Source organism: Indiicoccus explosivorum (assembly GCF_002167005.1).
Classification (GTDB): domain Bacteria; phylum Bacillota; class Bacilli; order Bacillales_A; family Planococcaceae; genus Indiicoccus; species Indiicoccus explosivorum.
Genome location: NZ_NHTN01000015.1, coordinates 31656 through 49164, shown reverse-complemented (window position 1 = coordinate 49164; position 17509 = coordinate 31656). Strand labels below are relative to the sequence as shown.

The window sequence follows — 17509 nt, the reverse complement described above, 5'->3', positions numbered from 1 at the left end:
GCGCTTTATTTTGCCTGTACAGGGAAACTGACCGTGCAAATAACTGCAAAAACGTGCAGTTATTTGCACAGAATCACGACAATCCGAATTTCTCCAGTTTATAGTAAAGCGACCGCAAGGAGATTTGAAGCTGTTTTGCCGCTTTTGTTTTATTCCCTTCGCATTCCGCCATGGTCTGTTCCAGAATCCGCTGCTCCACCGTATCCATCTGTTCCTGGAGTGGGAGCGCTGTCCCGAAGCGGATCGCCGCTCCGGGCTGGTCTTCTGTACTTTTGATCATATTCATCGGCATATGGCGATCGGTCATCACCGTGTCCTGCGCCTGCATGAAAATCATGGCCCGGCTGAGGATGTTCTCGAGTTCCCGGACGTTCCCCGGCCACTCATAGACTTTGAGGAGCTGCAGCGCCTTGTCTGTGATCACTTGGATATTCCGTCCGTATTCCTGGTTCAGCTTGACAAGCAGCCGCTCCGCGATTTGGGGGATGTCCTGTTTCCGCTTTTTCAATGGCGGAAGATGGATCGGCATCCGATTCAGCCGGTAATACAGATCTTCCCGGAACGCCCCGTCAAGGAGCGCTTTCTCCATGTTGATGTTCGTCGCGGCGATCACCCGGACATTGACCGGAATCGGTTGCGTGCCGCCGATCCGGAGGACTTCGTGCTCTTCCAGCACCCGCAGCAGTTTCGCCTGGGCGGCTAGAGACAGCTCCCCGATTTCATCCAGGAAAATGCTGCCATTGTCCGCTTCCTCGAACAGCCCTTTCCGGCTGCCGCTCCGGATGTGATCGAACGCCCCTTCCTCAAAACCGAACAGTTCCATTTCCAGCAGCTCTTCTGTGAGCGCCGCGCAATTGACGCGGATGAATTTGTTGTACTTCCGGCCGCTCGCTGAATGGATCGCATGGGCGAAAAGTTCTTTTCCGGTGCCCGATTCTCCCCGCAGCAGGACGATGGCTTCCGTTTCAGCGGCAAGTTTCGCCTGCTGCACGGACAACTGGATTTCCGCCGACTGGCCGATGATATCGCTGAAAGTATATTTCGTTTCCAGCGTCCGGATAATGCTGCGGGCGCGGTCCAGCTCTTTCATGAGCGAGCGGATTTCAGTCATGTCATGGATGACGCCAACGCTTCCCTTCAGCTTCACTCCCACGATGATCGGGGCGACATTGACAATCACTTCCCGCTCGGCTGGCCCCACCTTCAGATTCACGCCTCTGAACGGTTTCCGCTGCTGCAGCGCTTTCATATGGATGCTTTCGCCTTCCGATATATCCGCGGTCGCCGGTTTTCCGATGACATCTTCTTTCGACAGTCCGGTAATGCGGGTGTAGGCCGGGTTGATCATCAGGCCGTTTCCGTTTTCATCGACGACAGAGATGGCATCATCACTGGAATGGATAATCGCCTCAAGCATCGTCTGGATCTCTTTCATGTTGGTGATTTCCTCAGCCAGGCTCACCACTTCGGTGATGTCTTTAAAGACCGCCAAAGCACCGAAGATCTTCCCCTGCTCATCGATCATGGGGATGCGGGAAGAAATGATGCTGATGCCTGTCCCGAGCTGAAGCTTCCGGTTGAACTCGGTCCGGCCCGATTCCATGATCCGGGGCAGTCCGCTCTCCGGAATCACTTCGTATATCGGCTTTCCGTGCGCTTTTTCCGCCGGCACACCGATCATGCGGGCGGCACTTTTGTTGATGAACGTGATTCTCCTTTTCCGGTCGATCCCGATCATGCCTTCTTCGACTGAATTGAAAATCGTGTTCGTCTTATGCGCTTCTTCGCTGAGCCTTGAAATGAAATGCTCTTTTTCTTCGAGCAGCCGGAACAGGATCGTCGCGACACTCCCCGGGATGATGACCGTACCGTTCGGAAATGAAGCCAGCAGGCTCCGCTGCACATCTTCACTCCCTGTGACATTAAAAACGATATCAGGCCTTGCGTTTTCGAATTCTTTTGCATCGCCGGCAACCGGAATTCCCAGTTCCGCCGCTTTCCTTAAAGCCGGAGCATCCGGATCGATGTCGGCGACGCCCCGCACTTCCAAGTAATCCGAATCCAGGAGAAGATCGAGAATGGCCATTCCGCCTGTCCCGCCGCCTACTATGATGACGCTTTGCAATTCGCTTCAAACCTTTCGTTATCGTGTGCAATTCCATGCAATCCTTCTTCAGCATAGCGCAGGAGGCAGTTGCTTGACAACTTTCACGGAAGAGGAACAATAAGGTCAGTAAGGAGGAGAAGCATGGCACGATTCATAGCGTTTCTCGTACTGCTGGTGCCCGGGATTATGGCGATCGCCGGCATCAAATTCATGCGCGATACCCTTTTCAGCAGACTCATCGCCCCTTTTCCCGAGCTTTGGATGCAGTTCGCCGCCGGCTTCGTTTTGCTCGCCGCCGGCATCTGGTTCTTTGCGGGATTTCTGCTTCACCGTGACCGCAAGCGCGGAAAAGTCCAGCAGCGGTTCAATAAATGAAAGAACCTGCAGCAAATGTGCAGGTTCTTTTTTCGTTTCCGATGATTTTCCATATGTACTGGGATTATGTCCTGTTCCGGTCGAACTGCAAAAAGCGCGTTCCCTGAAAATGCAGTTTGCCGACATCCCCTTCCGTGATCTGCCCCATCGTCCTTCCATCCACCCGGAACTCCGTCCTGTCACCGTTAGGAAACTCGAACGTGATGAAGTACAGGCTTCTGGCACGGGTTTCTCCGCCGCCGCGTATATCCGTCCGCTTCGAAATGGCACGCGCTTCCTCTTCCCTTCGGGGCTGGGAATTATTACGGGCCCAAACCGAAATCCCTTTGACCGCCGTAAAGATGATGATCCCCGCGACGATGAGAAAAACGAAGCCGATGAAAATCGGCACTATCCTGAATAAAAGGTCTCCTCCTGGATCCAGCAATCTTTCACCTCCCTATATCTGGAATAATTATACCGCACTTCCGCTTGTTTGTTGTTCCAGTTTTTTGTTTTTTATTTGCCTTAAGTAATTTTTTACTTCTAGAATTTTTCCCGAAAAAGGGCCGGGGAACTTTCCGGCCGCTTTTTCAGTATTTCTGATTCCCGAATTCCTGCGCGATCTGGTCAGTGACCATCGCAATGAACTCCGAATTTGTCGGTTTATTTTTCAAATGGACAGCGTCGTACCCGAATAAGTGGGAAAGCCGCTCTGAATCCCCGCGGTTCCATGTCACTTCAATCGCGTGGCGGATTGCCCGCTCGACCCGCGGCGGCGTTGTGCCGAAGCTTTCCGCGACAGAAGGATACAGCACTTTTGTAACGGAATTCAGTTTTGCCGGATCCTCCAGCCCCAGCTCGATCGCTTTTTTCAAATAAGCGTATCCTTTAATGTGCGGCGGAACTCCGATGTCCTTCACCCGCTCGGTAATCAATTTTTCCGCCGGCGAGACAGCAGGCTGCCTGCCCTTCTGGTGATCTTTCATCGCCTGCTCGATCTGGATTTTCAGCTGCTCCATCTCGAACGGTTTCAGCATGAAATACGAAGCGCCGTTCTCCGCCGCCTGGCTCATGACACTTTCCTGGCCGAAAGCCGTCAGCATGATCACCCGTAAATCCGACAGCGTTTCCGACGACTGGATGGCGTCGAGCACGGCCATGCCGTCAAGATACGGCATGATGACATCAAGCAGAAGCACATCCACCTCTGTCTCTTCGAGCTGCTTGATGCATGATTTTCCATTGTGGGCCGTGAAACCGACTTCCATGTTCGGCTGGCTGTCCAAGTGCTCTTCGATCAGCGATACCAGTTCCCGGTTGTCGTCAGCGATTCCAATTCGTATTGTGCTCATTCAATTCCTCCAAATTCAGACCGTACCGGCTCCGCGCATGCTGGCTTTCCGCTCTTCGGCCAAAGTCAGCAGTTCCTGCGCGTGCTGCAGCGTCAAATCCGTCACTTCCGCTCCCGAAAGCATCCGGCTCATTTCGTTCGTCCGTTCCTTGCCGCCGAGTTCTTCGACCGTCGTAACGGTCCGTTCCCGTTCGACTCGTTTTTCGATGAATAAATGCTGGTCCGCCATGGCGGCGACCTGAGGCAAATGGGAAATGCACAACACCTGGGAATGCATGGAGATCGCAGCGATTTTTTCCGCGATCGCCTGTGCCACACGCCCGCTGACCCCTGTGTCCACTTCATCGAAAATAATGGATGTGATTCCCTGGTGCTTCGAAAAAATGGTTTTGAGCGCCAGCATCATCCGTGAGAGTTCGCCCCCTGAAGCGACTTTCGTCAGCGGCTTCAGCGGTTCACCGACATTCGTCGAAATCCGGAAGAAGACCGCGTCCCGGCCGTTCCGGTCGAACTTCCCTTCCCCGAGTTCTTCGATTTCCGTCTGGAAGGCGGCTTTCCCCATGTGAAGTGCCGCCAGTTGGTCCATAATGGCGGATTCCAGCTTTTTTGCGGCCTTTTTCCGATGGACGGTCAGCTCTTCCGCTTCCACTTGCAGATCCGCCCGGAGCTGATCCAGCTTTTCCTGATCCAGCTGCAGCCGTTTGTCCCTATTGATGAGCCGGTCCAGTTCATCTTCCTGTTTTTTCGCATACGCCAGAATTTCACTGACGGAATTGCCGTATTTCCGTTTCAGCGACTGAATGACGGAAAGCCGGTCCTCGATCTCATTCAGCCGCTCGGGATCGAATTCCATCGAGTCGACGGACCGCTTGATGACCGAACCGATGTCCTGGATCTGGTAAAAAGCGCCGGAAAGCGATTCTGCCGTTTCCTGATACTCGTCATCGATAGCGGCCGCGTGGTCCAGCTCCGTCATCGCTGTGCCGATCCAGTCCAGCCCCTTCGACTCCCCTTGGATCGCTTCGTATGCCTGCGCCAGCCCCTCATAGATCCGGGTAAAGTTCTGGAGCCGTTTCCGTTCCGCCTGAAGGGTCTCCTCTTCTCCCGGCTGCAGATGGGCGGCGTTGATTTCATTCAGCTGGAATGTCAGCAGATCGATCCGCTGTGCCGTCTGCTGCTCGTTCTCATTATAGGAGGCGAATTCCCGCTTCAGTTTCATGTAATTCTCATACGTCTTTGCATAGCTTTCCTTCGCTTTTGCAAGGCGGGATCCGGCGAATTGATCCAATAGCCGGATGTGTTTTTTCTCATCCATCAGTTCCTGCGTCTCGTGCTGGCCGTGGATGTCGATGAGCGAAGCGCCGACTTCCCGCAGGATGGCGATCGTCACCAATTTCCCGTTAACGCGGCATACCGTTTTTCCTTTGTCGTTGATTTCCCGGCGGAGGAGGACATCGCCGTCCTCGGACGGGATACCGAACTCTTCCAGTTTGCCGAAGACGGGATGCCGGCTGTCGTCAAGCGAAAAAAGCCCTTCGATTTCCGCTTTTTTCGCACCGTGCCGGATGAATTCCTGGCTCCCGCGTCCGCCTGCGAGCAGCTGGACGGCATCGATGATGATCGATTTCCCCGCTCCAGTCTCGCCGGTCAGGACGGTCAGTCCTTCAGAGAATCCGACCGACAGCTCCTGTATGATTGCGAAATTCCGGATATCCAGTTCTCTGAGCATGAATCCCTCACCTTTCCTGCTTACAGTTACAGCATTTCCAGCAGCCGCTGCCTGAGCGGTTCCCGTTCTTCCTGCGTCCGGCAGATGATCAGGCACGTATCGTCGCCGCATATCGTCCCGAGAATCTCTTCCCATCCGAGCAGGTCGATCAGTGAACCGATGGCGTGCGCGTTCCCCGGCAGGGTCTTCATGACAAGAAAATGATTGGCGCCGTTAATGCTGACAAACGCATCCGTCATCGCCCGGTGCAGTTTCTGTTCCGGATTGAACCGCTGATCGGCAGGCAGGCTGTATTTGTACCGGCCGTCCTGGAGCGGCACTTTCACCAAATGCATTTCCTTGATGTCCCTGGATACGGTCGCCTGTGTGACATCGTAACCTGATGACTTGAGCTTATGGACGAGGTCGTCCTGTGTTTCGATTTCCATATTGGAAATGATGTCGCGAATTTTAATGTGTCGCTGTCCTTTGTTCATCGAAATCCCCCGGTAATGAATAATTATACAATCATTTATTCATCTTAACGCGAAAACTCCCGGAACACAAGAAAACACATCCATTTCGGATGTGTTCAGAGGGCTTCATGCGCTTCCCGCACGAGGGCCGGAAAGTCGATTTCCCGGCCGGCTCCGATGCCGCGCTTCAAATGGAACAGGAACTCGATATTCCCTTCCCCTCCTGTAATCGGGGAATAAGAGGCGTTTTCAAGCCGGAATCCGCTGGCGGAAGCGAACTCTGCCACATCCGCCAGCACGTCCTCATGGACGCGGGGATCGCGGACGATCCCTTTTTTGCCGACCCGCTCCTTCCCGGCTTCGAACTGCGGTTTGACGAGCGCGATTACATCCCCTTCGGGAACGAGGATACCGCTAAGGACCGGCAGGATAAGTTTCAGTGAAATGAACGACACATCGATCGTGGCGATTTCGGGCAGTCCTTCGGTGAAATCGGCGGCTTCCGAATGCCGGAAATTAACGCGCTCCATGACTGTGACTCTCGGATCCTGGCGAAGTTTCCACGCCAGCTGGTTATAGCCCACATCGAGCGCATAGCTGTGGCGCGCGCCGTTCTGGAGCGCGCAGTCGGTGAATCCGCCGGTGGATGCCCCGATGTCCAGCAGGAGTTTCCCATCAATCGTGATATCGAATACTTCCAGCGCCTTTTCAAGCTTGAGGCCGCCCCGGCTGACGTATTTGGACGCACTGCCTTTAACGGTAAGGGGCGTGTCCGCCGGGATTTTCACACCCGGCTTTTCCAGCCGTTCAGAAGCCGTATAGACGATTCCGGCCATAACGGCCCGTTTCGCCGCTTCCCGTGTCTCACACAGGCCGCGCTCCACGAGCAGCACATCGACCCGTTCTTTTTTCACTTTGTTCACAGCACTTTCATACCCGGCTTGCTGTCCTGCCGGACATGCCTGCGGATCCGGTCCGCAGCACCTTCAGCGGTCAGTCCGATTTCCGCCAGCAGCTGGCCGACATCTCCGTGTTCGATGAATTCGTCCGGAATGCCCATCCGTTCGATCACCGCATTCCGGTATCCGGCGTCTGAAGCGAATTCCAGCACGCCGCTCCCGAAGCCGCCGTCGAGCACGGCTTCTTCGATCGTCACGACCGGGATATTGCGGCTGAAAATGTTCCGGAGCATGTCCGTATCCATCGGTTTGATGAACCGGGCGTTTACGACTTCCGCGCTGATCCCTTCTTCCCCGAGGATACGGGACGCTTCCTCGGCCAGCGGAATGGTCGTACCGAACGTCAGGATGACCGCATCCTTTCCTTCCTTCAGCACTTCCCAAGAGCCGATCGGCAGGCTTTTGAGCTCGCTGTCCATTTCAACGCCGAGTCCGTTCCCTCTCGGGTAGCGGAGGGCGATCGGCCCGTCATCATACTCGATGGCCGTCTTCACCATATGCTGCCCTTCGTTCTCGTCTTTCGGCATCATGATGACCATATTAGGCAATGGGCGGAGGAACGCGATATCGAATACCCCCTGATGGGTCTCGCCGTCCGCGCCGACGAGTCCTGCCCGGTCGATCCCGATGAAGACGTTCAAGTTCTGCCTGCTGATATCGTGAAGCACCTGATCATACGCCCGCTGTAGAAATGTCGAATAAATGGCGAGGAACGGCTTCATGCCCTGCGTCGCCAAGCCTGCCGACATGGTCGCGGCATGCTGTTCGGCAATCCCGACATCGAACATGCGGTCAGGGAATTCCGACGCGAAGCCTTCCAGCTTGGAGCCGACCGGCATTGCCGGTGTGATCGCGGCAATCCGCCGGTCATTACGCGCAAGTTTCCGGACGGTCTCTGCGACCAGTCCGCTCCACGACGGTGCGGTTGCGGAGGATTTTTTGAAATCGCCGGTTTCCATCTTATACGGGCCGGTTCCGTGCCACGTGCCGATTTTGTCTTCTTCCGCCGGCCGGTACCCTTTTCCTTTTTTTGTAATGACGTGAAGCAGGACCGGTCCTTTCACTTTTTTCGCATATTCCAGGTTTTCTTCGAGGTCTTCGAAATCATGGCCGTCGATCGGACCGAGGTACGTGAATCCGAGTTCTTCGAAAAACACCCCGGAGACGAGCAGGTACTTAAGACTGTCCTTCACGCGTTCCGCTGTCTGCGCAATTTTCCCGCCGACCGCCGGCACCCGTTTCAGGAGGTCTTCGAGCTCGTCTTTGGCTTTGTTGTACTTTCCGGCTGTCCGGAGGCGGCCCAGCACGTTATGGAGCGCGCCGACGTTCGGGGCGATGGACATCTCATTATCGTTCAGAATGACGGTCATGTCCGTCTGTTCATGGCCGATGTGGTTGAGGGCTTCCAGCGCCATCCCGCCGGTGAGGGCGCCGTCGCCGATCACCGGGATGACGTAATTCCGTTCCCCTTTAATGTCGCGGGCGGCAGCCATGCCCATCGCCGCGGACAGCGAAGTGGAGCTGTGCCCGGTTTCCCAGACATCATGGTCACTTTCATTGCGCTTCGGGAATCCGCACAGTCCCTTGAACTGCCGGAGGGTATCGAACTGGCCGGCCCGACCGGTGAGGATTTTATGGACGTACGCCTGGTGGCCCACGTCCCAAATGATTTTATCCGCAGGGCTGTTGAATGTCCGGTGAAGCGCCAGCGTCAGTTCGACCACCCCGAGGTTCGGTCCGATGTGGCCGCCGGTTCTGGAAAGGTTTTCTATGAGGAAAGCGCGAATATCTTCGCTGAGCTGTTCCAGCTGTTTTCTGTCCATATTCTTCAGAAATGAAGGACTTGTAATCGAATGAAGATCCATCGCTGTCACACACCTTTTACTAAAAATTTACCTTGATTTCATTGTACTCATTATAACAGCGATTTCGGATAGCACAAACGGGAGCGCCGTCAGTGGGTCCGCTGGGCGATAAGATCCGTCAGTTGTTCCAGCAGCGGGTGGGGACCGTCCAGCTTTTCGAGCGCTTCCTTCGCAGCGCGTGAATGATAGCCGAGTTTTTCCCTGGCCCCTTCCAGCGTCAGCAGTCCCGGATAAGTGCTCTTGTCACTGGCGGCGTCTTTCCCGGCCGTTTTCCCGAGTTCTTCGGAAGAGCCAGTGACGTCCAGAATATCGTCCTGGATCTGGAACGCCAAGCCGAGATGGCGGCCGAAATCCGTATAGTGCCGCATTTCCTCATCCCGGCAGCCGGCAAGGATTGCGCCTGCGACGGCGCTGAATGTGAGAAGGGCGCCGGTCTTCATCCGGTGGACTTGTTCCAGTTCCCCGATCGTGAGCGCCCGTTCCTCGCCTTCCATGTCGAGCAGCTGGCCGCCGACCATCCCTTCAGCGCCGGCCGCCGTGCTCAGCAGGTCGATCAGCAGGAGGCGGTCTTCGCCCCGGATTCCTCCGAGCCGCGCAATCAGCCCGAAACTGTAGGTCAGTAGGGCGTCGCCAGCAAGCACTGCAGTGGCTTCACCAAACACTTTATGGTTGGTCGGCATGCCGCGGCGCAAATCGTCATCGTCCATGCAAGGCAGGTCGTCGTGGATGAGGGAGTATGTGTGGATCATTTCCACTGCACAGGCCACTTTGATCGCTTCGGGGATGTGCAGCCCTTTTTCGGCGATTACGGCCAGGAGGAGTATCGGGCGGATCCGCTTTCCGCCTGCCTGCAGAGAATAATTCATAGACTCCTTGAGGCCTGCCGGGATATCAAGCGAAGCGATGAGTCTTCCCAGTTCTTCCTGTACAGCCAGTTCCTGTTCCTTCCGGAATTGTGAAAGGTTCATGTGTCCTGACCGCCCGTTCCGGATTCGAACGGCACTTCCCCGCCGTCCTCCATCATGGTCACCAGCTGTTTCTCGGCGTGCTGCAGCTTGTCGTGACAGACTTTGGACAGCTCCATTCCCCGCTGATACAGTTTCAGTGATTCCTCGAGCGGCACGTCGCCGTTCTCGAGCCTCCGGACGATATCCTCAAGCTGTTCCATTGCTTCATTGAATAGCAGTTCTTTTTCAGTCATTCCCGTCTTCCCCTTTTTGTCGGATTGTCTTGTTTTTCACTTCCGTTTTCAGCGTGCCGTCGTGGAGATGGATCTCTATGCTGTCGCCTTCCGTCACTTGGGCGGCGGATTTTACGATATCCCCGTCCCGATAGGCGATCGAATATCCCCGGTCCATGATTTTGAGCGGGCTGAGGGCATCGAGCGTCCGCATCGCGCCGGTCAGCTGTGCTTTCCGCTCCCGCTGGAGGACAGTCATCTGCCGGACCATCCGGTTTTCCAAATAAACCAGGTCTTGCCGGAGGCGGTCGGCGCGCACCGCGGGCGACCGGCTCTCGAGCTGGTACTTCAATTCCGTGTATTGTTCGCGGCTGTCCGACAGCGTCTGCTGCATCGCCCGTTTCAGCGCGTCTTCCGCGCGGGCGGCCCGTTCGATGAACGGCCGGTACAGGCGGTCTGGATGCGCAAGCGGAAACGACCGCCGCAGCCGGTCGAGCGCGTTCTGCTCTTTCTCGATTCTGGCTGCGGCCTGCCGGTAGAGCCACGTCCTTGCACTCAGCATCCGTTCGATGAGTTCCTGTTTGGCGGGAACCGCAAGTTCCGCGGCGGCTGTCGGGGTCGGCGCCCGGAGGTCCGCCGCAAAATCGGCGATGGTCGTATCCGTCTCATGACCCACCGCGCTGATGACAGGAATGCGGGAGCCGGCGATCGCGCGGGCGACCGGTTCTTCATTGAACGCCCACAGATCCTCGATCGAACCGCCCCCCCGGCCGGCGATGATGAGATCATGGCCGTTGCGGTTCGCGCCCTCGATCGACCGGACGATGGACGCGGCGGCTTGCGGTCCCTGGACAAGCGTCGGATAAATGATGACTTTGGCGAGCGGGTAGCGTCGGTCGAGCGTCGTTACGATATCCCGGACCGCCGCACCGGTCGGCGCTGTCACCACCGCGATTTCTTTCGGGAAGCGCGGAAGCCGGCGTTTCCGTTCCTGACTGAATAGTCCTTCTTTCGCCAGTTTTTCTTTCAGCTGCTCGAACGCAAGGTAATAATCGCCGATCCCGTCCGTCTGCATGACTTGCGCATACAGCTGGTACTGCCCGTTTGCCTCGTACACCGTGACATCTCCCCGGATCAGGACCGTCATGCCGCTTTCGGGGCGGAACTTCACTTTATTCGCATAAGCGGCGAACATGATGCCGGGAATCCGCGCGGATCCGTCTTTGAGGGTGAAGTAAATGTGGCCGCTTGAATGGATCTTGACGTTCGACAGCTCGCCTTTTATATGGACATCCCGCAAATAAGGATCTGCATCGAACTTCCGTTTTATGTATTTCGTCAGCGCCCTGACGGTCAGGTAAGAATCAGCGCTCAAGACGTCAGCCCCTTCGGTAGAATTGGAAAAGCTGTCTTTCTCTCGAAAAACAGCCTGTTTCTTCTTATTTTATTTTACATGGTCTCCGCCTGTTTGTCTTTCAGCAGGCTGTTTTCGGCGGACCGGACGGTATTCGCCATAAGCATGGCGATCGTCATCGGCCCGACGCCTCCCGGAACAGGTGTGATGAAAGATGCTTTCGGTTCCAGTTCGTCGAATGCCGCATCTCCGGTCAGTTTGCCGTCGGGCTTCCTGTTGATGCCGACATCGATGACAACAGCCCCTTCTTTGATGTCGTCTCCCCGCAGCATTCCCGGGCGGCCGGCCGCCGCGATGATGATATCGGCCTGCCGCGTGATTTCCTGGAGGTTTTCGGTCCGGGAATGACAGAACGTCACGGTGGCGTTCTTTCTGAGCAGCAGGAGCCCGGCCGGCTTGCCGACGATGTTGCTGCGGCCGATCACCACCGCGTTTTTCCCCTCCACTCCGATACCGTAGAACTCCAGCAGTTTCATGATGCCGTTCGGCGTACATGGAATAAACCCTTCCCCGCCGGTGAGGAGCCGCCCGGCATTGATGGGATGGAAGCCATCGACGTCCTTCTCCGGGCGGATGGCATTGATGATGGCTGTTTCATCAATCTGCCGGGGCAGCGGCAGCTGGACGAGGATGCCGTGGATGCCCGGATCTCCGTTGAGCCGGTGCACCGCTGACAGAAGTTCGCTTTCTGTCACTGTCTCCGGGTATTCGATCAGGTCGGAGCGCATCCCGAGTTTCTCACAAGTACGCTTCTTGCTGTTCACGTACGTCCGGGATGCCGGGTCATCACCGACCAGGATGACCGCGAGCCCCGGCTTGACACCTGATGCCGCAAGCTGGTCCACCCGTCTTTTAACGTCTTCCCGAATCGTCTGTGCCACTTTTTTTCCATCCATCAGTTTCGCTGTCATGCCTGTTCCTCCTTCGGATTTTCGTCTGGTTCGGAGAGGGGTTTCCGGCTGCCTGGTTGTTATACGGACCGGAAACGGCTGGAAGCCGGCGGTAAAACCGGCAGGATCATCATTCGCCTTTTCGGTCCGTGAATTTCGAAAGGACACCATTGACGAATTTCGGCGATTGGTCATCGCCGTATGATTTACTCAGCTCGATCGCTTCATTCAAAATGACGCGGTCCGGCGCGTCATCAAGGTATTCGAGCTCGAATATCGCGATCCGGAGAATCGTCCGTTCGGTTTTCGGCAGCCGGTCAAGCGACCATTTCTCCAAGTTCTGTTTCAGCAGCAAGTCGATGTCTGCCCGGTTTTTATGTGTCCCCTGGACGAGCACATCGTAGAAAGCGTCGGTTTTGCCTTCCATGATATACTCGATCGCTTCTTCGACGGTCATATCCGTGCTGTCCAGCTGGAAAAGCGTCTGGAACGCTTTCTCCCTTGCTTCATGTCGTTTCATAACAAAGCCTCATTTCCGTTCATTTTGTCTCATTATAACGTTAAATGTTCGGTTTTTCCAAGTACAGATTGTTCCGTCAAAAAGGCACCGCCGAATGGCAGTGCCGATTGATCCGGAATTTATTCAGCCGGCGTATGCTCGAACTGGATTCCGGTGATATGGACATTCACTTCCTGCGCTTCCAGGGCCGTCATGTTATATAAAGCCTGCCGGACCTGTTTCTGTACTTTCCTGGCGGTTTCCGGTATGGACACGCCGTAATTGACAACGAGATGGATGTCGACAGCCAGGCTGTCCTCATGCAGTTCGGTTTTGACCCCTTTGCTGTGGACTTTCTTGCCGAGGCGTTCTGCCACACCGGAGGCGAAATTGCCCCGCATCGATGCGACCCCTTCGATCTCATTCGCAGCAATTCCGGCGATGATTTCCAGCACTTCCGCAGCGGCCTCGATGCTGCCGATTTCCTCTTTGCCTGCGGGCGGCTGCATCCGTACATATGCCAATCCTTTTTCTGCCATCGGTCTTCCCCCTTTACGGATTCAGGACGTCGTACTTCTCCAGGAACTTCGTATTGAACTCACCCGACTGGAATACGTCGTGGGACATGAGGTTTGAATGGAACGGAATGGTTGTGAAGACGCCTTCGACGACGAATTCATCCAGTGCCCGTTTCATTTTCGCCACCGCCTCTTCGCGTGTATCCGCATGGACGATCAGTTTCGCCACCATGGAATCGTAATAAGGCGGGATCATATAGCCTGGGTAGACGGCGGAATCCACGCGCACACCGAACCCGCCCGGCGGAAGGTACATGTCGATCTTACCTGCCGATGGCATGAAATTCTTCGCTGGGTTTTCCGCGTTGATCCGGCATTCGATCGCCCAGCCGCTATAAGTGACATCCTCCTGGCGAAGCTCGAGCTTCTCACCCGAAGCCACTTTCAGCTGCTGCTGGATCAGATCGACCCCTGTGATCATTTCCGTCACTGGATGCTCGACCTGGATCCGGGTGTTCATTTCCATGAAATAGAATTTCTTTTCTGCCGCGTCGAAGATGAATTCGACGGTCCCCGCTCCGCGGTAATCCACCGCGAGCGCTGCTTTCACTGCCGCATCGCCCATCGCGCTCCGCAGGTTTTCGTCAAGCGCCGGCGATGGCGCTTCCTCCACCAGTTTTTGCATGCGCCGCTGGATGGAGCAGTCCCGCTCGCCGAGGTGGATGGCGTTGCCATGCGAATCGGCCAGCACCTGGATCTCGACGTGGCGGAAATCCTCGATGAACTTCTCGAGGTAAACACCCGGATTCCCGAATGCCGCCGCCGCTTCCTTCTGCGTCACTTGGATGCCTTTGACCAGTTCTTCTTTGGAACGGGCCACCCGGATCCCTTTGCCGCCGCCGCCGGCCGTCGCTTTGATGATGACCGGATAACCGATTTCTTCGGCGATTTTCATCGCGTCCTCGACACCGTCGACGACACCTTTCGACCCCGGGACCACCGGAACGCCCGCTTCGCGCATCGTTTCCCGCGCCACATCTTTTGTCCCCATTTTGGAAATGGCGGATGATGACGGGCCGATGAATGTGATATCGCACTGCTCACAGAGCTCGGCGAAGCTCGAATTTTCCGCCAGGAACCCGTATCCGGGATGGATGCCGTCGCAATTGGTCAGCTTTGCCACAGAAATTACATTCGAGAAATTCAAGTAGCTGTCTTTCGAAGCAGTCGGGCCGATGCAGTACGCTTCGTCCGCCATCTGCACGTGAAGCGCTTCCCGGTCCGCTTCGGAAAAGACGGCCACTGTTTTTATATCCATTTCTTTGCAGGCCCGGATGATCCGGACTGCAATTTCACCACGATTCGCAATCAGTACTTTTTTCAGCATGCCAGCATCCCCCTTTAAGTCGTTTTGACTAGGAACAGCGGCTGGCCATACTCCACGAGCTGCCCGTCTTTTACGAGGATTTCTGCGATTTCCCCTTCTGTCTCCGCTTCGATTTCGTTAAAGAGCTTCATCGCTTCCACGATGCAGACGACGCTTTCCTTGGAAACTTTGTCGCCCACTTGAACGAACGCTGCTTCTTCCGGTGAAGGCGCCTGATAAAATGTGCCGACCATCGGTGAAGTGATTTCATGAAGGGAAGAATCGGCCGATGGTGCCGGCTTTTCCGCAGGTTTTTCTACAGCCGGCGCAGGCGCAGGCTGTGCTGGTGCCGCGGCCGGTTTTTCCGCAGGAGCGGCCGGTTTTTCCGCAGGTGCAGCCGCTTCTGCCGGTGCTGCTGCAGGCTGGACCTGCCCGCCTTTTTTCTTCATCTTCACTTTAGTGCCTTCATTTTCATACGTGAATTCTTCGATGGAGGACTGATCCACCAGTTTGATCATTTCTCGGATTTCCTGAATCTTCAACTCATCCCACTCCTAATAAACGATTTTCGGTTACGCGCGCGACACTACGCGCGCGACACATAAGAAGCATCTGTCGTATTGATGATGAGGACATCGCCTTCATTGACAAAAAACGGCACTTGGACTGTCAGACCGGTCTCGAGCGTCGCCGGCTTGGATCCGCCGCTTGCAGTATCCCCTTTGATGCCGGGATCCGTCTCCGTCACTTCCAGTTCCACTGTGTTGGGCAATTCCACACCAAGCACTTCGCTCTCGAACTGAATGACTTGCACTTCCATGTTTTCCTTCAGGAATTTCAGCTCGTACTCCAGGTTTTTCTGCGGGAGTTCGATCTGATCGTAAGTTTCCGTGTCCATGAATGTGTGCATGTCCCCGTTCGCGTACAGGTACTGCATCCGGCGATTGTCGATCTGCGCTTTCGCCACTTTTTCTCCGGCGCGGAATGTTTTCTCGTTCACGGCGCCTGTCCGGAGATTGCGGAGCTTCGAGCGGACGAACGCCGCCCCTTTGCCCGGTTTCACGTGCTGAAAATCCATGACGCGCCAAATGCCGCCATCCACTTCGATTGTCAGCCCCGTCTTGAAGTCGTTTACTGAAATCATATCGGTTCCTCCGTTTTCTTATAAGATGAGCAGTTCTTTTGTCGAATGGGTCAATCGTTCGTTGCCCGTTCCGGTAATGATTATATCATCTTCGATACGGACTCCGCCAATGCCGGCCAGGTAAATGCCCGGTTCGACCGTCACCGCCATATTCTCTTCCAGTTCCGTTTCGGCGGCATAGGACAGCGTCGGGCCTTCATGGACTTCCAGACCGATGCCATGACCGAGCGAATGCCCGAACGCGTCGCCGTAGCCTTTGGCTTTGATGAAATCCCGCGACACCGCGTCAGCTTCCTTTCCGGTCATGCCCGGTTTGATCTGCTCTAATGCCGCCACTTGGGCTTCCAGGACGATTTCATAAATCTCCTTCAGTTTAGCTGACGGCTCCCCGACCGAGACGGTGCGGGTGATGTCCGATACATATCCGTTGTACAGCGCACCGAAATCGAGTGTGACAAAATCCCCTTTTTCGATCACTTTGCCGGACGCCACTCCATGCGGAAGTGCCGATCGGATGCCCGAAGCGACGATGATATCGAATGAGGATGACGTTGCCCCTTGTTTGCGCATGAAGAATTCCAGTTCATTCGACACTTCAAGTTCCGTTTTGCCCGGCTCGATGAATTTGATGATATGCTCGAACGCGTCGTCCGCAATCTTCGCCGCCTGCCGGATCACCTGGATTTCGTCCGGTGTCTTGACCATGCGGAGTTTTTCGATCACTCCCGATACCGGCACCAGTTCCGAATCGATTTTTCCGGCGAATTTACCATGCATGGCGAAAGTCACATGGTCCTGTTCAAATCCGAGCTGTTTGATATCGAGCTCTTTTGCAACAGCGGCGATTTCATCGAGCAAGCCTTTATCCGCCTGCCGGACTTCATAGCCCTTTGTCTGCTTTCCGGCCTGTTCGGTGTAGCGGAAATCCGTTATGAATACCGCCTTGTCCGCGGTGATGACCGCCGCGCCGGAAGAACCGGTGAATCCGGTCAGAAAACGGACATTGTATGTACTGGTCACCAGCATCGCATCGATCCCAATGTTCCCGAATTCTTTTCTGAGTCTGTCCAATTTCATCGCTGATCCCTCTTTCGTTTTAAAATAAACGCCTGGAGCGCCAACTCATATACGTCCTGTCCGAACCCGGTGATCTGTCCTTCGGCGACCGGGGCGATGAACGAATGATGACGGAACTCCTCCCGTCTGTACACATTCGAGATGTGCACTTCGATGACAGGGACTGTGACGGAAGCGATGGCATCGCGGATCGCCACACTTGTATGGGTGAAGGCCCCTGCATTGAGGATGATGCCGTCCGCCTGTTCCTCTTCCGATCCATGGATCCAGTCGATGAGTTCCCCTTCGTGATTCGACTGCCGGCATTCAAGCTCGATGTCTTCCGCTTCCGCTGCAGCTTTCAGATCCTGTTCCACTTCCGCGAGTGTAAACGTGCCGTACGCTTCTTTCTCGCGCTTGCCCAGCCGATTGAGATTCGGCCCATTCAGACACAATATCCGCAAAATGCACACCTCCCTGTCAGGTTCTTTTCCATTCTAGCATAACGGAGCCGCGGGGCAATGCGCAATCTGCTGCCGCTATTTTAGTTTACATAATAAAATTACATTAAATATTCCTGTGAACGGGAAAACCCGGCCTGCATGATGCCGGCCGGGTC

At 55.4% G+C, this 17509-nt stretch carries 19 protein-coding genes; 1 reads left to right on the top strand and 18 read right to left on the bottom strand.

Annotated features, from left to right (window positions below):
* Positions 1-73: 73 nt before the first annotated feature.
* Complete coding sequence (locus CCE92_RS04780; RefSeq protein WP_088006385.1) at positions 74-2125, bottom strand: sigma 54-interacting transcriptional regulator; 2052 nt, start codon at positions 2123-2125, stop codon at positions 74-76.
* Positions 2126-2248: 123 nt separating this feature from the next.
* Between CCE92_RS04780 and CCE92_RS04775 the strand changes: the two genes are divergently transcribed.
* Positions 2249-2482: a DUF2627 domain-containing protein gene (locus CCE92_RS04775; protein ID WP_088006384.1), complete on the top strand. Its 234-nt coding sequence runs from the start codon at positions 2249-2251 to the stop codon at positions 2480-2482.
* Positions 2483-2546: 64 nt separating this feature from the next.
* Here CCE92_RS04775 and CCE92_RS04770 read toward each other — a convergent pair whose 3' ends face one another.
* The 17 genes from CCE92_RS04770 to aroQ form a co-directional block, all read right to left on the bottom strand.
* Positions 2547-2909 carry a DUF2500 domain-containing protein gene (locus CCE92_RS04770; protein WP_088006383.1) on the bottom strand — a complete coding sequence of 121 codons (363 nt, stop codon included), beginning with the start codon at positions 2907-2909 and terminating at the stop codon, positions 2547-2549.
* A 145-nt stretch (positions 2910-3054) separates the two neighbouring features.
* Entirely contained in the window at positions 3055-3816 is a 762-nt protein-coding gene (gene spo0A / locus CCE92_RS04765; protein WP_088006382.1) for a sporulation transcription factor Spo0A, read from the bottom strand.
* Positions 3817-3831: 15 nt separating this feature from the next.
* Entirely contained in the window at positions 3832-5544 is a 1713-nt protein-coding gene (gene recN, locus CCE92_RS04760) for a DNA repair protein RecN (protein WP_088006381.1), read from the bottom strand.
* A gap of 26 nt (positions 5545-5570) precedes the next feature.
* Positions 5571-6020: a transcriptional regulator AhrC/ArgR gene (gene ahrC, locus CCE92_RS04755; protein WP_088006380.1), complete on the bottom strand. Its 450-nt coding sequence runs from the start codon at positions 6018-6020 to the stop codon at positions 5571-5573.
* A gap of 95 nt (positions 6021-6115) precedes the next feature.
* Positions 6116-6922 (bottom strand): TlyA family RNA methyltransferase, encoded by an 807-nt coding sequence (locus CCE92_RS04750; protein ID WP_088006379.1) that lies wholly within the window; start codon positions 6920-6922, stop codon positions 6116-6118.
* Positions 6919-8823 (bottom strand): 1-deoxy-D-xylulose-5-phosphate synthase, encoded by a 1905-nt coding sequence (gene dxs, locus CCE92_RS04745; protein WP_088006378.1) that lies wholly within the window; start codon positions 8821-8823, stop codon positions 6919-6921. Before dxs ends, CCE92_RS04750 begins: the two co-directional genes overlap by 4 nt.
* Positions 8824-8912: 89 nt before the next feature.
* Positions 8913-9791, bottom strand: coding sequence for a polyprenyl synthetase family protein (locus CCE92_RS04740; RefSeq protein ID WP_088006377.1), 879 nt, complete (start codon positions 9789-9791; stop codon positions 8913-8915).
* Entirely contained in the window at positions 9788-10024 is a 237-nt protein-coding gene (gene xseB, locus CCE92_RS04735; protein ID WP_088006376.1) for an exodeoxyribonuclease VII small subunit, read from the bottom strand. Before xseB ends, CCE92_RS04740 begins: the two co-directional genes overlap by 4 nt.
* Positions 10017-11378, bottom strand: coding sequence for an exodeoxyribonuclease VII large subunit (xseA, locus tag CCE92_RS04730; RefSeq protein ID WP_088006375.1), 1362 nt, complete (start codon positions 11376-11378; stop codon positions 10017-10019). The genes xseB and xseA overlap by 8 nt, the downstream gene beginning before the upstream one ends.
* Before the next feature lie 74 nt (positions 11379-11452).
* Positions 11453-12328 (bottom strand): bifunctional methylenetetrahydrofolate dehydrogenase/methenyltetrahydrofolate cyclohydrolase FolD, encoded by an 876-nt coding sequence (folD, locus tag CCE92_RS04725; protein ID WP_088006374.1) that lies wholly within the window; start codon positions 12326-12328, stop codon positions 11453-11455.
* 109 nt (positions 12329-12437) lie between these two features.
* Complete coding sequence (gene nusB / locus CCE92_RS04720) at positions 12438-12827, bottom strand: transcription antitermination factor NusB (RefSeq protein WP_088006373.1); 390 nt, start codon at positions 12825-12827, stop codon at positions 12438-12440.
* A gap of 119 nt (positions 12828-12946) precedes the next feature.
* Positions 12947-13345 carry an Asp23/Gls24 family envelope stress response protein gene (locus CCE92_RS04715; protein ID WP_088006372.1) on the bottom strand — a complete coding sequence of 133 codons (399 nt, stop codon included), beginning with the start codon at positions 13343-13345 and terminating at the stop codon, positions 12947-12949.
* A 13-nt stretch (positions 13346-13358) separates the two neighbouring features.
* Positions 13359-14711: an acetyl-CoA carboxylase biotin carboxylase subunit gene (gene accC, locus CCE92_RS04710; RefSeq protein ID WP_088006371.1), complete on the bottom strand. Its 1353-nt coding sequence runs from the start codon at positions 14709-14711 to the stop codon at positions 13359-13361.
* 14 nt (positions 14712-14725) lie between these two features.
* Positions 14726-15232 carry an acetyl-CoA carboxylase biotin carboxyl carrier protein gene (accB, locus tag CCE92_RS04705; RefSeq protein ID WP_277621514.1) on the bottom strand — a complete coding sequence of 169 codons (507 nt, stop codon included), beginning with the start codon at positions 15230-15232 and terminating at the stop codon, positions 14726-14728.
* Between the two features lie 44 nt (positions 15233-15276).
* Positions 15277-15834 (bottom strand): elongation factor P, encoded by a 558-nt coding sequence (efp, locus tag CCE92_RS04700; RefSeq protein WP_088006370.1) that lies wholly within the window; start codon positions 15832-15834, stop codon positions 15277-15279.
* A gap of 18 nt (positions 15835-15852) precedes the next feature.
* Positions 15853-16911, bottom strand: a complete 1059-nt coding sequence (locus CCE92_RS04695; RefSeq protein ID WP_088006369.1) for a M24 family metallopeptidase — start codon at positions 16909-16911, stop codon at positions 15853-15855.
* Positions 16908-17354, bottom strand: a complete 447-nt coding sequence (gene aroQ / locus CCE92_RS04690; protein ID WP_088006368.1) for a type II 3-dehydroquinate dehydratase — start codon at positions 17352-17354, stop codon at positions 16908-16910. Before aroQ ends, CCE92_RS04695 begins: the two co-directional genes overlap by 4 nt.
* Positions 17355-17509 lie beyond the last annotated feature (155 nt).

Coding starts and splice junctions, on each gene's coding strand:
- CCE92_RS04775 (WP_088006384.1), top strand. CDS start 2,249: ATGGCACGATTCATAGCGTTTCTCGTACTGCTGGTGCCCGGGATTATG.
- spo0A (WP_088006382.1), bottom strand. CDS start 3,816: ATGAGCACAATACGAATTGGAATCGCTGACGACAACCGGGAACTGGTA.
- recN (WP_088006381.1), bottom strand. CDS start 5,544: ATGCTCAGAGAACTGGATATCCGGAATTTCGCAATCATACAGGAGCTG.
- ahrC (WP_088006380.1), bottom strand. CDS start 6,020: ATGAACAAAGGACAGCGACACATTAAAATTCGCGACATCATTTCCAAT.
- dxs (WP_088006378.1), bottom strand. CDS start 8,823: ATGGATCTTCATTCGATTACAAGTCCTTCATTTCTGAAGAATATGGAC.
- CCE92_RS04740 (WP_088006377.1), bottom strand. CDS start 9,791: ATGAACCTTTCACAATTCCGGAAGGAACAGGAACTGGCTGTACAGGAA.
- xseB (WP_088006376.1), bottom strand. CDS start 10,024: ATGACTGAAAAAGAACTGCTATTCAATGAAGCAATGGAACAGCTTGAG.
- folD (WP_088006374.1), bottom strand. CDS start 12,328: ATGACAGCGAAACTGATGGATGGAAAAAAAGTGGCACAGACGATTCGG.
- nusB (WP_088006373.1), bottom strand. CDS start 12,827: ATGAAACGACATGAAGCAAGGGAGAAAGCGTTCCAGACGCTTTTCCAG.
- CCE92_RS04715 (WP_088006372.1), bottom strand. CDS start 13,345: ATGGCAGAAAAAGGATTGGCATATGTACGGATGCAGCCGCCCGCAGGC.
- accC (WP_088006371.1), bottom strand. CDS start 14,711: ATGCTGAAAAAAGTACTGATTGCGAATCGTGGTGAAATTGCAGTCCGG.
- efp (WP_088006370.1), bottom strand. CDS start 15,834: ATGATTTCAGTAAACGACTTCAAGACGGGGCTGACAATCGAAGTGGAT.
- CCE92_RS04695 (WP_088006369.1), bottom strand. CDS start 16,911: ATGAAATTGGACAGACTCAGAAAAGAATTCGGGAACATTGGGATCGAT.